The sequence below is a fragment of the Novosphingobium sp. EMRT-2 genome, assembly GCF_005145025.1.
Taxonomy (GTDB): Bacteria; Pseudomonadota; Alphaproteobacteria; order Sphingomonadales; family Sphingomonadaceae; genus Novosphingobium.
Genome location: NZ_CP039695.1, coordinates 1,954,427 through 1,968,565, shown reverse-complemented (window position 1 = coordinate 1,968,565; position 14,139 = coordinate 1,954,427). Strand labels below are relative to the sequence as shown.

The 14,139-nt window shown below is 69.3% G+C and carries 15 protein-coding genes; 5 read left to right on the top strand and 10 right to left on the bottom strand.

The window, feature by feature from the left end; all coding sequences use genetic code 11:
• Positions 1-99 precede the first annotated feature (99 nt).
• Together FA702_RS09740 and FA702_RS09735 are read right to left on the bottom strand one after the other, a co-directional pair.
• On the bottom strand, positions 100-603 hold the full coding sequence (locus FA702_RS09740) for a DUF192 domain-containing protein (RefSeq protein WP_136955994.1): 504 nt from the start codon (positions 601-603) through the stop codon (positions 100-102).
• Complete coding sequence (locus tag FA702_RS09735) at positions 587-1,162, bottom strand: regulatory protein RecX (RefSeq protein WP_136955993.1); 576 nt, start codon at positions 1,160-1,162, stop codon at positions 587-589. The genes FA702_RS09740 and FA702_RS09735 overlap by 17 nt, the downstream gene beginning before the upstream one ends.
• A 146-nt stretch (positions 1,163-1,308) precedes the next feature.
• Between FA702_RS09735 and FA702_RS09730 the strand changes: the two genes are divergently transcribed.
• Positions 1,309-3,066 carry a fatty acyl-AMP ligase gene (locus tag FA702_RS09730; protein WP_136955992.1) on the top strand — a complete coding sequence of 586 codons (1,758 nt, stop codon included), beginning with the start codon at positions 1,309-1,311 and terminating at the stop codon, positions 3,064-3,066.
• Positions 3,067-3,199: 133 nt separating this feature from the next.
• Here FA702_RS09730 and FA702_RS09725 read toward each other — a convergent pair whose 3' ends face one another.
• The gene (locus FA702_RS09725) at positions 3,200-3,823 is read right to left on the bottom strand and encodes a ParB-like protein (RefSeq protein ID WP_210417525.1); all 624 of its coding nucleotides are present in this window, start codon (positions 3,821-3,823) and stop codon (positions 3,200-3,202) included.
• A gap of 2 nt (positions 3,824-3,825) precedes the next feature.
• Positions 3,826-5,409 (bottom strand): SulP family inorganic anion transporter, encoded by a 1,584-nt coding sequence (locus FA702_RS09720; protein ID WP_370385459.1) that lies wholly within the window; start codon positions 5,407-5,409, stop codon positions 3,826-3,828.
• Positions 5,410-5,616: 207 nt separating this feature from the next.
• Here FA702_RS09720 and FA702_RS09715 point away from each other — a divergent pair, with 207 nt between their 5' ends.
• Genes FA702_RS09715 through FA702_RS09705 form a run of 3 tightly spaced genes read left to right on the top strand, consistent with a single transcriptional unit; the run spans position 5,617 to position 7,927 of the window.
• A complete protein-coding gene (locus FA702_RS09715; protein ID WP_136955990.1) occupies positions 5,617-6,822 on the top strand; it encodes a toxic anion resistance protein in 1,206 nt (401 codons plus the stop codon).
• Between the two features lie 11 nt (positions 6,823-6,833).
• Complete coding sequence (locus tag FA702_RS09710; protein WP_136955989.1) at positions 6,834-7,622, top strand: hypothetical protein; 789 nt, start codon at positions 6,834-6,836, stop codon at positions 7,620-7,622.
• The gene (locus tag FA702_RS09705; RefSeq protein ID WP_136955988.1) at positions 7,622-7,927 is read left to right on the top strand and encodes a polyhydroxyalkanoic acid system family protein; all 306 of its coding nucleotides are present in this window, start codon (positions 7,622-7,624) and stop codon (positions 7,925-7,927) included. The genes FA702_RS09710 and FA702_RS09705 overlap by 1 nt, the downstream gene beginning before the upstream one ends.
• Before the next feature lie 22 nt (positions 7,928-7,949).
• On the opposite strand, the gene FA702_RS09700 is transcribed toward FA702_RS09705, so the two are convergent.
• A complete protein-coding gene (locus FA702_RS09700; RefSeq protein WP_124809678.1) occupies positions 7,950-8,393 on the bottom strand; it encodes a DUF2721 domain-containing protein in 444 nt (147 codons plus the stop codon).
• Between the two features lie 81 nt (positions 8,394-8,474).
• A complete protein-coding gene (locus tag FA702_RS09695) occupies positions 8,475-9,236 on the bottom strand; it encodes a TonB family protein (protein WP_255504511.1) in 762 nt (253 codons plus the stop codon).
• A gap of 126 nt (positions 9,237-9,362) precedes the next feature.
• On the opposite strand from FA702_RS09695, the gene FA702_RS09690 reads away from it, so the two are divergent.
• A complete protein-coding gene (locus tag FA702_RS09690; RefSeq protein WP_168196042.1) occupies positions 9,363-9,704 on the top strand; it encodes a response regulator in 342 nt (113 codons plus the stop codon).
• A gap of 27 nt (positions 9,705-9,731) precedes the next feature.
• Here FA702_RS09690 and fdhD read toward each other — a convergent pair whose 3' ends face one another.
• Genes fdhD through FA702_RS09670 form a run of 4 tightly spaced genes read right to left on the bottom strand, consistent with a single transcriptional unit; the run spans position 9,732 to position 14,119 of the window.
• On the bottom strand, positions 9,732-10,520 hold the full coding sequence (gene fdhD / locus FA702_RS09685) for a formate dehydrogenase accessory sulfurtransferase FdhD (protein WP_136955986.1): 789 nt from the start codon (positions 10,518-10,520) through the stop codon (positions 9,732-9,734).
• Positions 10,520-10,747 (bottom strand): formate dehydrogenase subunit delta, encoded by a 228-nt coding sequence (locus tag FA702_RS09680; RefSeq protein ID WP_255504510.1) that lies wholly within the window; start codon positions 10,745-10,747, stop codon positions 10,520-10,522. Before FA702_RS09680 ends, fdhD begins: the two co-directional genes overlap by 1 nt.
• A complete protein-coding gene (fdhF, locus tag FA702_RS09675) occupies positions 10,744-13,596 on the bottom strand; it encodes a formate dehydrogenase subunit alpha (RefSeq protein WP_136955985.1) in 2,853 nt (950 codons plus the stop codon). The genes FA702_RS09680 and fdhF overlap by 4 nt, the downstream gene beginning before the upstream one ends.
• Positions 13,586-14,119 carry a molybdenum cofactor guanylyltransferase gene (locus FA702_RS09670; protein WP_136955984.1) on the bottom strand — a complete coding sequence of 178 codons (534 nt, stop codon included), beginning with the start codon at positions 14,117-14,119 and terminating at the stop codon, positions 13,586-13,588. Before FA702_RS09670 ends, fdhF begins: the two co-directional genes overlap by 11 nt.
• Between the last annotated feature and the right edge of the window lie 20 nt (positions 14,120-14,139).

Below are 14,139 nucleotides of genomic sequence, written 5' to 3'. Positions count from 1 at the left end.
CCGCTTAGCCCCTGAGGGGGGGATTCCGCAAGCCGGGATAGTCCCCTTTTAGTGGCTTGCCCCCACGGCAAATGGTCGAACCGCAGCGCTGGCCCGCTCCTACCACGCCACCTTGTCGCCGGGCTTGATCCCCAGTTCCGCCGCGCGGCCGCCGTTCAGTTCGAGCACGCCCGAAGCGACGCCGTCCGACGGCAGCGGGGTCAGGTCATAGGGCACCGCCCCGGCGGCGATGTTGAGAATGCGCCGGTCCGGGCCGATGAAGATGATGTCGAGCGGGATGACCGTGTTCTTCATCCAGAACGCGGCGTCGCGCGGCGGGTCCATCGGGAAGATCATGCCTTCGTCCGCGCCCATCGCGGTGCGGAACATGAGGCCCTGCGCCTGTTCCTCGCTGGTGCGGGCGACTTCGACGCGGAAGGCGTGCGGCCCCTTGGCCCCGGTGACCGTGAGCGTGACGACGGGCAGGCCGGAGACCGGATGCGTCGCCGGCGCGGCGGCGGCGGGCTGCGCGGCGCTTTTCCCGCCCGTATCGGCCGCGACGGGCGAGCAGCCGATCACGGCCACGGTGCATGCCAGTGCGGCGGTCTTAATCCAGAATTTCATCGACCCATTCTTCCGCTGCCTCGATGCTAGGCTCATCGACCAGTCGGCGCGCGTATGCAAGGGGGTGCCCCGCGCGCAGCAGCGCGGCGACCTGCCGTTCGCGCCGGGCCGGATCGATCTTCGGACCCTCCGCTTCGCGATCCCCGCCCCACGGGCCGAAGCGCCGCTTGCGCGCCATCACCAGCGCGGCGTGGCGGCGGTCGCGTTCCGATCCGCGCGCCTCCGCGCGCACGTCTTCGGCAATGCCCGCGTGCCCCAGCGCCTGCTCGATCCGCCGCGCGCCATAGCCGCGCCGCAGCAGGCCCTGCGCCTTCCCCCGCGCATAGCCGGCATCGTCGACATAGCCCGCGCGCACGAAGCGGGCGACCAGCCCGTCGACGTCGGGCGGGGCTGGCCCGTCCCAGCCCCGTTCGCGCAGCTTGCGCGCGAGATAGGCGGCGAGCTTGCCCGCGCTGGTGGCGAAGCGCGCGACATAGGCGAGCGCCATGTCCTCCATCCGGGCCGGATCGAGTGGTTTGGGCGGCCGTTTGCGCCGGTCTGGAACACCTTGCGGATTCATCGCGCCACATTCGTGCCACAGTCAGGATTAAATGAGAACGTCCGCACCCGTACCCCGCGCAGGGGAACCGGGACACAGTCATGGGCCGTTCACCTGCCGAAGCAGAAACGCCCGGCAGGAAAAAGACAGAGAAACCGGGGTATCGCATGACCGTTACGGACGCCGTTGTGGAGAAGGCGGCTCTCGTTCCCACGCCGAACGACGATGCATTGCCGCGTCGCTATTCCGATTTCGATACCTTCTGCGATGCGCTGGACTATGTCGCGCAGGGCGAGAAGGGCCTCAATTTCCACGATCCGCGTGGCACGCTGACCCGCCCCTACCCTTACGCCGAACTGCGCGCCGACGCGCTGGCGGCGGCCGGCCGGCTGCTGGCCATGGGCGTGCGGCCGGGCGACCGGATCGCGCTGGTCGCCGAAACCGGCCCCGATTTCGCGGCGCTGTTCTGCGGCACGATCTATGCCGGCGCCTGGCCGGTGCCGCTGCCGTTGCCGACCAGCTTCGGCGGCAAGGACAGCTACATTGACCAGCTTGCGGTCCAGCTCGCCAGCTCGGACCCGCTGATGCTGCTGTTCCCCGGCGAGATCGCGACCATGGCGGGCGAAGCCGCCGCGCGGCAGGGCTGCAAGGGCCTGTCGTGGGATGAATTCCACGCCGGCCCGGTTTCGGACCAGCCGCTGCCGCCGGCCGATCCCGACGCGATCTGCTATCTCCAGTATTCGAGCGGTTCGACGCGTTTCCCGCACGGCGTGGCGGTGACGCACCGCGCGCTGCTGGCGAACCTGGCGGGCCACGCGCACGGCATGGGCATCACCACGCCCGACCGCTGCATCTCCTGGCTGCCGTGGTATCACGACATGGGGCTGGTCGGCTGTTTCCTCTCGCCGATCGCCAACCAGGTTTCGGTGGACTACCTCAAGACCGAGGATTTTGCGCGGCGCCCGCTCGCCTGGCTCGATCTCATCAGCCGCAATCCGGGCACCACGCTCTCCTATTCGCCCACCTTCGGCTACGACATCTGCGCCCGCCGCATTTCCAGCCAGAGCCACGTTTCCGAACGCTTCGACCTGTCGCGCTGGCGCGTGGCGGGCAACGGCGCGGACATGATCCGGCCCGACGTGATGCAGAACTTCGTCAACGCTTTCGCCGAGGCCGGGTTCAAGGCGAGCGCCTTCCTGCCCAGCTACGGCCTGGCGGAAGCGACGCTGGCGGTGACGATCATGCCGCCGGGCGAAGGCATCCGCGTGGAACTGGTCGAGGAAGAGCGCCTGTCCGGCTGCCCGCGCGACCTCTCGCGCCCGGCGCGCTACCGCGCCATCGTCAACTGCGGCGTGCCGGTGAAGGGCATGGACATCGCGATTCGCGGCGAGAACGGCGGCGCGCTGGCGCATCATCACATCGGCAAGGTGTGGTGCCGCGGCTCGTCGGTGATGCACAGCTATTTCCGCGATCCCGAATCGACCGACGCCTGCATGGTCGATGGCTGGCTCGACACCGGCGACATGGGCTACCTCAACGCCGAGGGCTACCTGTTCATCGTCGGCCGCGCCAAGGACATGATCATCATCAACGGCAAGAACCACTGGCCGCAGGACATCGAATGGGCGGTGGAACAGTTGCCGGGCTTCCACCAGGGCGATATCGCCGCCTTCTCGGTGGAAACCGAGAACGGCGAGGAAGCGCCGGCGGTGCTGGTCCACTGCCGCGTTTCCGATCCGGTGGAGCGGGTGAAGCTGCGCGACCAGATCCGCGAGAAGGTCCGCTCGATCACCGGCATGAACTGCGTGGTCGAACTCGTCCCCCCGCGCACCCTGCCCCGCACCAGCTCGGGCAAGCTCAGCCGCGCCAAGGCCAAGAAGCTCTATCTGGCGGGCGAGATCGAGCCTTACCGGCTGGCGGCCTGACGGCGGGAGGCGAGGGGTTCCCACCCCCAACCCCTCCCGCTTGCGGGAGGGGAGCGAGGCTTATGCCGCCGCAGGCGGTGTTAGCCGCAGCGGGGTGGGCTTGCCACGCTCCGGGTCTGCAAGCGATACATCCCTACTCATCCACCCCGGCGAACCCCGGCAGATAAGCCGCCTCGTGCGAGCGCACCGCGTCCAGCGCCTTGGCCAGCGCGCGGGGGTAGTGACGGGCGATCTGCTTGGCCGACACGCGGCTGCGCAGGAAATCGGCCCACAGGAATTCGGCATAGGGCGTGGGCGACTTGGCGTAGCCGCCGGCGCGGCGGACCTCGCCGGCCAGCGAGCGGTAAGGATCGTCGGCCAGATCGTCGAGGTGCTTCGGCAGGTCCTTCAGCGGCCGCCGCTCCCCGTCCGCATCATAGGGATGCAGCCAGTTGCGGTTGTCGAGGAAGGTCAGGAACCGGTCGCGCGGGAGGTGATCGAGCTTGGCGACGACGCTGACCAGCACGTGCTCCACCCCTTCGCGCAGCAGCGCCAGCGCAAGGTGGTGGTGATCGATCAGCCAGGGCACCTGTTTCGGCCCGATCACCACCGGGATCATGTGCCGGCCGAGGTATTCGCCGCCCGCTTCCGCCACCTGCTGTCGCCAGGCGTGCTGCTTGCGTTCGACCTCGATGAAGCCGACCGTCATCTGCGTCGGCCGGAGCCGGCGCAGTTCGACCGGATGCAGCAGCGGTTCTATCCTCTGGGCCATCGCCATCGTCATTGCTCCCGCATTGCTTGCGCCACCGCATCGGCGACGCTGAACGTACCCGTGGCGGCCACGCCGTCCAGCCCGCTCGCCGCCAGCACCGCGCGGGCGCGATCGTGCAGGCGGGCGAGGATCACGCGGCGGCCGGCCTTGCCTTGGGCGCCCACGAATTCGCCCAGCGCCTCGGCGGCGGTGCTGTCGAGATCGGCGCTCTGCTCCAGGCTGAGCACCACGGTGCGCGCGCCGTCGCTTGCCGCCAGCCTCGCCACTTCCGCCAGTGCGCCTTCGGCGTTGGCGAAGATCAGCGGCGCGTTGGGACGGTAGATGCCCACGCCGGGCAGGCCACGCGCGTCGGGATGCTGGCGCATGTCGACGAAATCGTGCCCGTCGCCCACGCGCCCCAGCGCGCTGATGCGCGGCCGCGAATAGGTGTGGAGCAGCGCCGCGACCGAGAGCGCCACCGCCGCCAGCATTCCGTTGAGCACGCCCAGCGTCAGCACGCCCAGCGCCGCGCCCAGCGCGATCCACTGGTCGCGGTCCAGCCGGAACAGGCGCACGAGCGGCCCCGGTGACAGCGCGTGGGCCAGCGCTGCGATAACCACGGCGGCCAGCACCGGTTCGGGAATCGCCGCGATCAGGCCGGTGGCGAACAGCGCGAGCAGCAGCACCGCCAGCGCCGCCGTCAGCGCGGTGAGGCGCGAGTGTGCGCCCGCCGCCTCGCTGGCCGCGCCGGCGGAGAAACCCGCGCCCACGGGCATCCCGCGTACCAGCGCCGAGGCCATGTTGGCCACGCCCAGCGCGACGAGTTCGCGATTCGACTCGATCGCATCGCCGTGGCGCAGGGCCATGGTGCGGATCGTGCCCCAGCTTTCGGCGAAGAGGATCAGCGCGATCGGCACCGCGAGCTGCGCCATCCGCGCCCATTGGCCCGCCGCCAGCGTGGGCAGGTCGAACGTGGGCATGGCCAGCCGAATCTCGCCCGCCAGCGCCACGCCGTGCGCAGAGAGGTCCAGCGCCACGCTGGCGAGAATGCCCGCCGCCAGCACCGCGAGCGTGACCGGCACGCGCGGCCAGCGCGCCCGCACCAGGAGCAGCAGCGTCAGCGCGGCCAGGCCGATCAGCGCGCTGGCGGGATTGGCCGCGCGCAGCCCGCCCGCGATTTCCGCCGTCATGACCGCGATGTTGCCCGTGGCGATGCCGGCGATGCCCAGCAGCTTGGGCAATTGCCGGACGACGATGGTGATGGCGAGGCCGAAGGCGAAGCCGCGCAGCACCGGGCGCGAGACGAAGGCCGAGAGGCTGCCCAGCCGGAACAGCGCCGCGCCCAGGAAGATCAGCCCGGTCATGCCCACCAGCACCGTCGCCAGCACCGCCCGCGTCGCGGCGTCGCCCGGCAGGCTGGTCAGCGCGGCGGCCAGGATCGCGGCGGACGAGGACGTGGGCGAGACCACGGCGAAGCGGCTGCGCCCCACCAGCGCATAGGCGAATCCGCCCGCGATGCCGGCCGCCAGCGCCCGCGCCGGGTCCAGCCCGGCAATCCCGGCATAGGCCACGCCTTCGGGGATCATGAGGCCGGCGACGGCCAGCCCGGCCACGAGGTCTTTCGGCAGGTCTTTCGGATCGAACCTGATCGCTGTTCCCTCCTTGGCCCCCGGTGCGCTTCATCGCTACGCCCGTTCGGGCGCAAGGTCGATACGGCTTCGCAGCGGGTGAGGCTGTGTTATTTGCATAATACAGCTTGCGTGACGGAACGGCTTTCCCCATCTATCGTGGCATAACCGCCCTCAACGAGCGAAACGACCATGGCCACGACACCCACCGAAACCATCAGCCCGATCACCCTGACGCCGCCCGATCCGGTGCCGGTCGTCGCGCCCGCGCAGGCGGCGGGCCTGGTGCCCGTGTCCGACGAGAACCGGGGCAAGCTGGAAGCCAAGGTCGATGCCTTCGTCGCCGATCTGATCGCGCAGGACGCGGCCAGCCCGGAATTCGGCAAGCGGGTGGATCAGCTTACCAACATGGGCCGCAAGGAAATCGTGGCGGCCGCGGGCATGTCGAACCGCTTTCTCGACCGGCCGATCCGCGCGATGGACAAGGACAGCGGCGTCGGCGCCGATCTTGCCCAGTTGCGCCGCACGGTGGAAGACCTCGATCCCGGCCGGCAGGGCAATCTTTCCTCGCCGCGCAAGTTCCTTGGCATCATCCCGTTCGGCAACAAGCTGAAGAACTACTTCGACGGCTACACCTCCGCCCAGGGGCACATCAAGGCGATCCTCGACCGGCTTGCCTCGGGCAAGGACGAGCTGCTGATGGACAATGCCGCGATCGACGTGGAGCGGCAGAAGCTGTGGGAAGCCATGGGCAACCTGGAGCAGATGATCCACATCTCGAAGACGCTCGACCAGAAGCTGGAGGACGCCGCCAACGACCTCGACGCGACCGATCCGGCCAAGGCCAAGGCGATCCGCGAATCCGCGCTGTTCTATACCCGCCAGCGCACGCAGGACCTGCTGACGCAGATGGCGGTGACGGTGCAGGGCTATCTCGCGCTCGATCTGGTCAAGAAGAACAATGTCGAACTGGTCAAGGGCGTCGATCGCGCCAGCACCACCACCGTGGCCGCGCTGCGCACCGCCGTCACCGTGGCCCAGGCGATGACCAACCAGCGGCTGGTGCTGCAGCAGATCACCGCGCTGAACACGACGACCGCCAACATCATCGATTCGACCGGCAAGCTGCTGCGCGAGCAGACCGGCAAGATCCACGAGATGGCCGCTTCCAGCACGATCCCGCTGGAAACGTTGCAGCGCGCGTTCCAGAACATCTACGACACGATGGACACCATCGACACGTTCAAGCTGAAGGCGCTCGACGCGATGAAGCAGACGGTGACGACGCTTTCGGGCGAGGTCGAGAAATCCAAGGGCTATATCGCGCGGGCCGAAGGCGCTTCGCAGGCCAAGCTCGCCGGCCCCGAAACCTCGCCGCTGCTGAGCCTTGAAGGCTGATGGACCGGACGATGGCCGGCGAATCGCATGACAGTCAGCGCATCCTGACCGAAGCGCGCGCTTCGCTGGTCCGCCAGCAGGCCGGCGGGCGGCGCGTGGGCGGGCGCTCGATCGGGCAGCGTTCGGCCGAGATGAAGCGCCAGCATGTCGCGCGCAAGGCGGCGCGCATGGCCATGGCGGTGGGCGTGATCCTGGTCGCGGCGATGGGCGTGGGCCTGGCCATCGACGGGATCGGCGTGACCGGCCTGATGCTGATGGTGCTGACGATCGCGGCGGCGCTGTTCTTCTTCGGCCGCTATCCGCGCCTGAAAGTGCCCGATCTGGCCGCGCTGAACACCGGCAACGTCCGATCCATGGTAGGACGCACCGAACTGTGGCTGGAAGCGCAGCGCCCGGCGCTGCCTGCGCCCGCCGTGCAGCTTGTCGACCAGATCGGCGTGCAGCTGGACGGGCTGGGGGTGCAGCTCGAAGGGATCGATCCGGCCGAGCCCGCCGTCGCCGAAGTGCGCAAGCTGGTGGGCGAACACCTGCCCGGCATGGTCGAAAGCTATCGCCGCATCCCCGCGCACCTGAAGCGCGAGGAACGCGGCGGGCGCAACGCCGATCAGCAGCTGGCCGATGGCCTGGGCAAGATCAGCCGCGAGATCGACGAGATCACGCGCAAGCTGGCCGCCGGCGACATCGACGATCTGGCCGTGCGGGGGCGCTACCTCGACTATCGCTATGGCGAAGGGCTGGGGGAGGCCGAGGCGACTCCGCAACTGAACCCGCCACCCGCCGCCCCGCCGGAGAACACCTGATGCGCGTCGCCATTCCCCATTCGCTTGGCAAGGACGAGGTGCGCCGCCGGATGCAGGAGAAGGCCGGCAAGGCTTCAGCCAAGGCCAGCGACATGCTCGGCAGCCTCGCCTCGGTCGACATGACCTGGCGCGACGAGGATCATCTGGCCATGGACGTATCGGCGATGGGCTTCACCGTCCCCTGCGCGGTCACGCTGGAAGAGGCGGAACTGGTGATCGACGTGACGATGCCCGATGGCCTCGGCTTCGCGCGGCGGATGATCGAGGGCGTGATCCGCGAAAAGGGCGAGAAGCTGCTGGCCTGACCGTTTCGCCGGGGTCAGCCGCTCACAGGTCGCGGCGTTCCAGTTCCAGCAGTTCCTGCGGCAGCCGCAGCGTCTGCGCCACCAGCCGGGTTTCGAGCAGCAGGTAGATCAGCGCCACCATCAGCAGGGCGATGGCGAGGAAGAACGTGACGCTGGTGACGTGGCGCAGCTCGAACCCGTTGATATCGCCGATGAACAGCGTGCCGACGGTGACCCCAATGGCCAGCCCCGAGCAGACCAGCAGCAGCAGGGCGTGGCCGATCAGCTGGATGCGCCGGTCGACATAGCGCAGTTCCACCACCACGCGATCGTGCTCCGCCCCGTGCGTTTCGGCGTGCAGCTTCTGCAGCGCGCGCGAACGGTCGACGATCCGGCCCAGCCGCGTGGTCAGGATGTTCATGATGTTGCCGATCGCCACCAGCACGAAAACCGGGGCGAGCGCGAGCTGGATGGTCTGCGCGATCATGGCCCCAGTTTCGCGGCAAGCGCGCACGGCCGCAAGGGGCGGGGATACGAATTACCGGATGCCGCGCGGATAATCGGCGCATCAGGGCGCGAAGAAGCGCTGCTCCCAGCCATAGACCGATTCCAGCGGATCGCCGTTCTGGTCGAGCGCGGGGCGAAACCGGAAGCGGTCGATGGCAAGGCGGCAGGTGATGCCATCGGCCTCGGGATCGCCGCTGCGCTTGCGCACCGTGCAGCCCTTCACCCGGCCGTCGGTTCCGACCACCAGCGCGACGATCACGCTGGTACCCAGCCGGCTGGTGCGCGAGGTGGCCGGATAATCGCGGGCGGAGGTGATGTCGCCGGCGATCTTGACCGCCTTCTGCGCCACAAAGCGCCCGCCCGCGCCGTTGCCGTTGCCACCGTTGCCGGTGCCACCGCCCGCCGCTCCCCCGCCTGTGCCGGCGCCCGCCGCGGTGGCGCCGGAGCGGGTATCGTTGCCGGTCGACGCGGCCGGGGCGGCCGGTGGCGCCTTGTTGGGGATCCGGGCGGGCGCGGCCACGATTTCGCGCGGTTTCGCCTTGCGGCCCGATGCTCCTTCCGCGCCTTCGGGCTCGGTGGTCGTGGCGGTCGCCGACGGCGGCGGTTTGTCGAGAGGAACGTCGTAGGCGGCCACGACCGATTCGAGCCCCACCTCGCGCAGCACCGCGGGCAGGCCGCCGAACGCCCGCACCACCGCCCAGATCGCCAGCGCGTGCAGCACGGCCACGCCCAGCGCCACGCCCAGCCGCGCGCGGCGATCCAGCCCCGGCGCCGTGTCGAAACGGGCCGGAGCGGACGGGGCCGAGGGCATTGGCGGGGTCACCGGCGGACTCATGTTAACGCTGTGGACCCTCATATGTTAGTCACCCAATGGGATTGTATCCGTTTTCATCGCAATGCAGTATCCCACCGGAACGGGGACGCGGCGACGACCGCCAGGGGAACAGACATGCGCGTGCTGGTGGTCGAAGATGAGCCGTTGCTCGCCATGATGCTGGAGGAAAGCCTGGCCGATCTGGGGCATGAGGTGATCGGGCCGGCCGCCAGCGCCGAACACGCGCTGAGCCTGCTGACGGACAACCCGGTGGAAGCGGCGCTGCTGGACTTTTCGCTGGGCAGCGACGGCAATTCGGTTCCCGTCGCGCGGCAGTTGCGCGACGCCGGCATTCCGTTCTGCTATCTCAGCGGCCACGCCACGCTGGACGCCGGCACGGGCGCGCCCGATGCGCCGCTGCTGTCCAAGCCGGTTTCGATGGCGGCTCTGGAAGACGCGCTGGCGCGGATGGCCTGAAGACGCGGCCGGCCAAGATGTGGCCGGTCAGGACTCGAGCAGGCTGTCTCCGCGCGCAAGGCTGTACAGCCGCAGCCCGTGCGCGGCGGCGCGCTCCGTCGCCATGGTCGAGGCGGCCGAGACGGTGACCAGCAGCGGAAAGCCCGCGATCACCGCCTTCTGCACCAGTTCGTAGCTGCACCGCGCGGTCAGCACGACGAAGCCTGCGGCGGGCGACCATCCCTGGTGCGCCAGCGCGCCGACCAGCTTGTCGAAGGCGTTGTGGCGGCCGACATCCTCGCGCGCGGCCAGGATCGTGCCATCGGGCGCGCAGAACGCGGCGGCGTGGGCGGCGCGCGTCGCCTCGCCCAGCGGCTGATGGTCCGGCAGCGCGGCCAGCGCCGCGAACACGGCGGCATCCTCCACGGTTATGCGCGCCGTGACCTGCGGCAGCGGGCGCAGCACCTGTTCCAGGCTTTCGATCCCGCACAGCCCGCAACTGCCCTCGGCCAGCCGCAGCCGTGCGCGATCGAGCAGGGGCGCGGCGCGGGACGGCGCGATCTGCACGCGCAGCATCCAGCCGCCGCCGTCGATCGCGTGCGCGTCGGCCGAATGGAACTCGTCCGGCGCAGCGATGAGCTGTTCCGACAGGCAGAAGCCCAGCGCGTAGTCTTCAAGATCGGTGGGCGTCGCCATCATCACGGCATAGCCGATGCCGTTGATCTCGATCGCGACGGGCGCTTCCACCGCCAGCGCGCGGTCGATCGCGCGCGGCGGCCGGCCATCGGCGAAATGTTCGCGAAACGGAAACGCGCGCGCGCCGTCCGGGCTGGACATCAGGACGCGGCGGCGGCGCCGTACTGCCCGGCCAGCCGGGCGAGCGCTTCGCGGGCGACGGGGTCCAGCGCCGCGCCGTCGAGGGCGCAGGCCATGTGCTTCATGCGCGGGGTCCAGAAGTCCTGGATGTGCTGGGCGACCATGCCGACCGCATCGGGTTCGAGCGCGAGGTTTCGGGCGATCTGGTTGGCCATGTAGGCGAGCTTTTCGGGCGTGTGGCTGCTCATTCGGCGGCCTCCATCGCGCTGCCCTCGATCCGGCGCGAGCGGCGGGTGAGTTCCTCGTAGCCCTCCTGCCAGTCGGTCGGGCCGTTGCTGGGGGTGACCTGCACGGCGGTGACCTTGTATTCGGGGCAGTTGGTGGCCCAGTCGGAATAGTCGGTGGTGACGACGTTGGCCTGCGTCGCCGGGTGGTGGAAGGTGGTATAGACGACACCAGGCGCGACGCGGTCGGTCACGGTCACGCGCAGCGTGGTCTCGCCCGCGCGGCTGGCGAGGCGGACCCAGTCGCCAGACTTCACGCCCCGGTTTTCGGCGTCGGTCGGGTGCATTTCGAGCAGGTCCTCGGGATGCCACGCGACATTGGCGGTGCGCCGCGTCTGCGCGCCGACGTTGTAGTGCGAGAGGATGCGGCCGGTGGTCAGCAGCAGCGGGAAGCGCGGGCCGGTGCGCTCGTCGGTGGGCACGTAGTCGGTGACCACGAACTTGCCCTTGCCGCGCACGAAGCCATCAACGTGCATGATCGGCGAGCCATCGGGGGCGGCGGCGTTGACCGGCCATTGCAGCGATCCCTCGGCATCGAGCCGGGCATAGTTCACGCCGGAGAACGTCGGCGTCAGCCGCGCGATCTCGTCCATGATCTCGCTGGGATGGGTGTAGTTCCAGTCCAGCCCGATCGCGCGCGCCAGTTCCTGCGTGACCTGCCAGTCCTCGTACCCGTTCAGCGGTTCCATCACCTTGCGCACCGGCTGGATGCGGCGTTCGGCGTTGGTGAACGTGCCGTTCTTCTCGAGGAAGCTCGATCCCGGCAGGAACACGTGGGCGTAGTTGGCGGTCTCGTTGAGGAACAGGTCGTGGACGATCACGCATTCCATCGCGGCGAGGCCGGCCGAAACGTGCTTCGTATCCGGGTCCGACTGGAGGATGTCCTCGCCCTGGATGTAGAGCGCCTTGAACACGCCGTCGGTCGCGGCGTCGAGCATGTTGGGGATGCGCAGACCCGGCTCGGGATCGATCTTCACGCCCCATTCGGCCTCGAACAGCGCGCGCGCGCCGGCATCGGAGACATGGCGATAGCCCGACAGCTCGTGCGGGAAGCTGCCCATGTCGCAGGCGCCCTGCACGTTGTTCTGCCCGCGCAGGGGGTTCACGCCCACGCCGCGACGGCCGATGTTGCCCGTGGCCATGGCGAGGTTGGCGATGGCCATGACGGTGGACGAACCCTGCGAATGCTCGGTCACGCCCAGGCCGTAATAAATGGCCCCGTTGCCGCCCGTGGCGAAGAGCCGCGCCGCGCCGCGCAAGGCTTCGGCGGGAACGCCGGTGACAGGTTCGAGGAATTCTGGGCTGTGCCGCGCGTCGGACACGAAATCGGCCCAGTGGCGGTATTCGTCCCAGTCGCAGCGTTCGCGCACGAAGGCTTCGTCGGCGAGGCCTTCGGTGACGATCACGTGGGCGAGCGCGGTCAGCACCGCCACGTTGGTGCCGGGGCGCAGCGGCAGGTGGTAGTCCGCCGTGACATGGGGGCTGCGCACCAGATCGGTGCGGCGCGGATCGATCACGATCAGCTTGGCGCCCTGGCGCAGCCGCTTCTTCATGCGGCTGCCGAACACCGGGTGCCCATCGGTGGGGTTGGCGCCGATCACCAGGATCACGTCCGAATCCTCGACCGAATCGAAGTCCTGCGTGCCGGCCGAGGTGCCGAACGTGGTCTTCAGGCCATAGCCGGTGGGCGAATGGCAGACGCGCGCGCAGGTATCGACGTTGTTGTTGCCGAAGCCGGCGCGGATCAGCTTCTGGACGAGGAAGGTCTCCTCGTTGGTGCAGCGGCTGGAAGTGATGCCGCCCAGCGCCTGCCGGCCGTACTTTTCCTCAATCCGCTTCAGTTCGCGCGCGGTGTGTCCAAGCGCCTCTTCCCAGCTCACTTCCCGCCAGGGTTCGTCGATGCTCGCGCGGATCATCGGCTTGAGAATGCGGTCCTGGTGCTGGGCATAGCCCCAGGCGAAGCGGCCCTTGACGCAGGAGTGGCCGCGGTTGGCCTTGCCGTCCTTCCACGGCACCATGCGCACCAACTGTTCGCCGCGCATCTCGGCGCGGAAGGTGCAGCCCACCCCGCAATAGGCGCAGGTGGTGACGACGGCGCGTTCGGGCTTGCCGATCTCCTTGACTGCCTTTTCCTGCAAGGTCGCGGTCGGGCAGGCCTGCACGCAGGCTCCGCACGAGACGCATTCGGACGAGAGGAAGCTGTCCGAGGCGAGGCCGGCCGAGACTTTCGAGCCGAAGCCGCGCCCGTCGATGGTCAGCGCAAAGGTGCCCTGCACTTCCTCGCACGCGCGCACGCAGCGCGAACAGACGATGCACTTCGACGGATCGAAATCGAAATAGGGGTTGGAGGTATCGGCCGGCTGATCGAGGTGGTTCTCGCCCGCATAGCCATAGCGCACGTCGCGCAGGCCCACTTGCGCGGCGGTATCCTGCAACTCGCAATCGTTGTTGGCGCTGCAGGTCAGGCAATCGAGCGGGTGGTCGGAGATGTAGAGTTCCATCACCCCCTTGCGCAGCTTCTGCAGGCGCGGGGTCTGGGTGTGGACGGTCATCCCTTCGGCCACGGGCGTGGTGCAGGAGGCGGGCGTGCCGCGCATCCCGTCGATCTCGACAAGGCACATCCGGCACGAGCCGAACTGCTTGACGTTGTCGGTGGCGCAGAGCTTGGGGATGGCCCCGCCGGTCAGCGCCGCCGCGCGCATCACGGTGGTGCCGGCGGGCACCGTTACCGCGCGCCCGTCGATCGTGCAGGTGACCTGCGTGTCGGAACGGACTTCCGGAGTGCCGAAATCGGCCTGACGCTCATAACCCATGGGATCGCCTCTCCGCGGACTCGAGGTCCGCCGGTGTATTGATATTAGCAGGAAGGACAGGAAGTTGCACAGCCCGCGCGCCGATCAGCCCGGCAAAGGCGCGCATCGAATGCTTGCCGTTGCCCGCCAGCATCGCGTCGAGCGGCGCGCGGGCGCTGACCGGCCACAGGCCGATCACCGGCTGGTCCGCGCAATAGGCGGGCGAAGGGGCGAGGTCGGCGGCCACGGTGCCGGCCAGCCCCGCCGCATCGACCGGGCAGGTCAGCACGGCGTCGTAGCCCGCGTCCGCCGCGTGGTGCAGCGCCGCCGCGATGCCGCCCAGCGGCCCCATGCCAGGGCGCGGGCGGTCGGGCAGGGTCGGTACCGGGGCATCCTTTCGCCCCACCACCACCACCGCGTCGCACTGCGCCTGCAGCGCTTCCACCGCGCGGGCCAGCAGGGTGCGGCCAGCGAGTTCGGCCAGCGCCTTGTCACTGCCGAAGCGCGAGGATTGCCCGCCGGCCAGGACCGCGCCGAGGATCATGGCGTGCGCGGCCGGCGTTG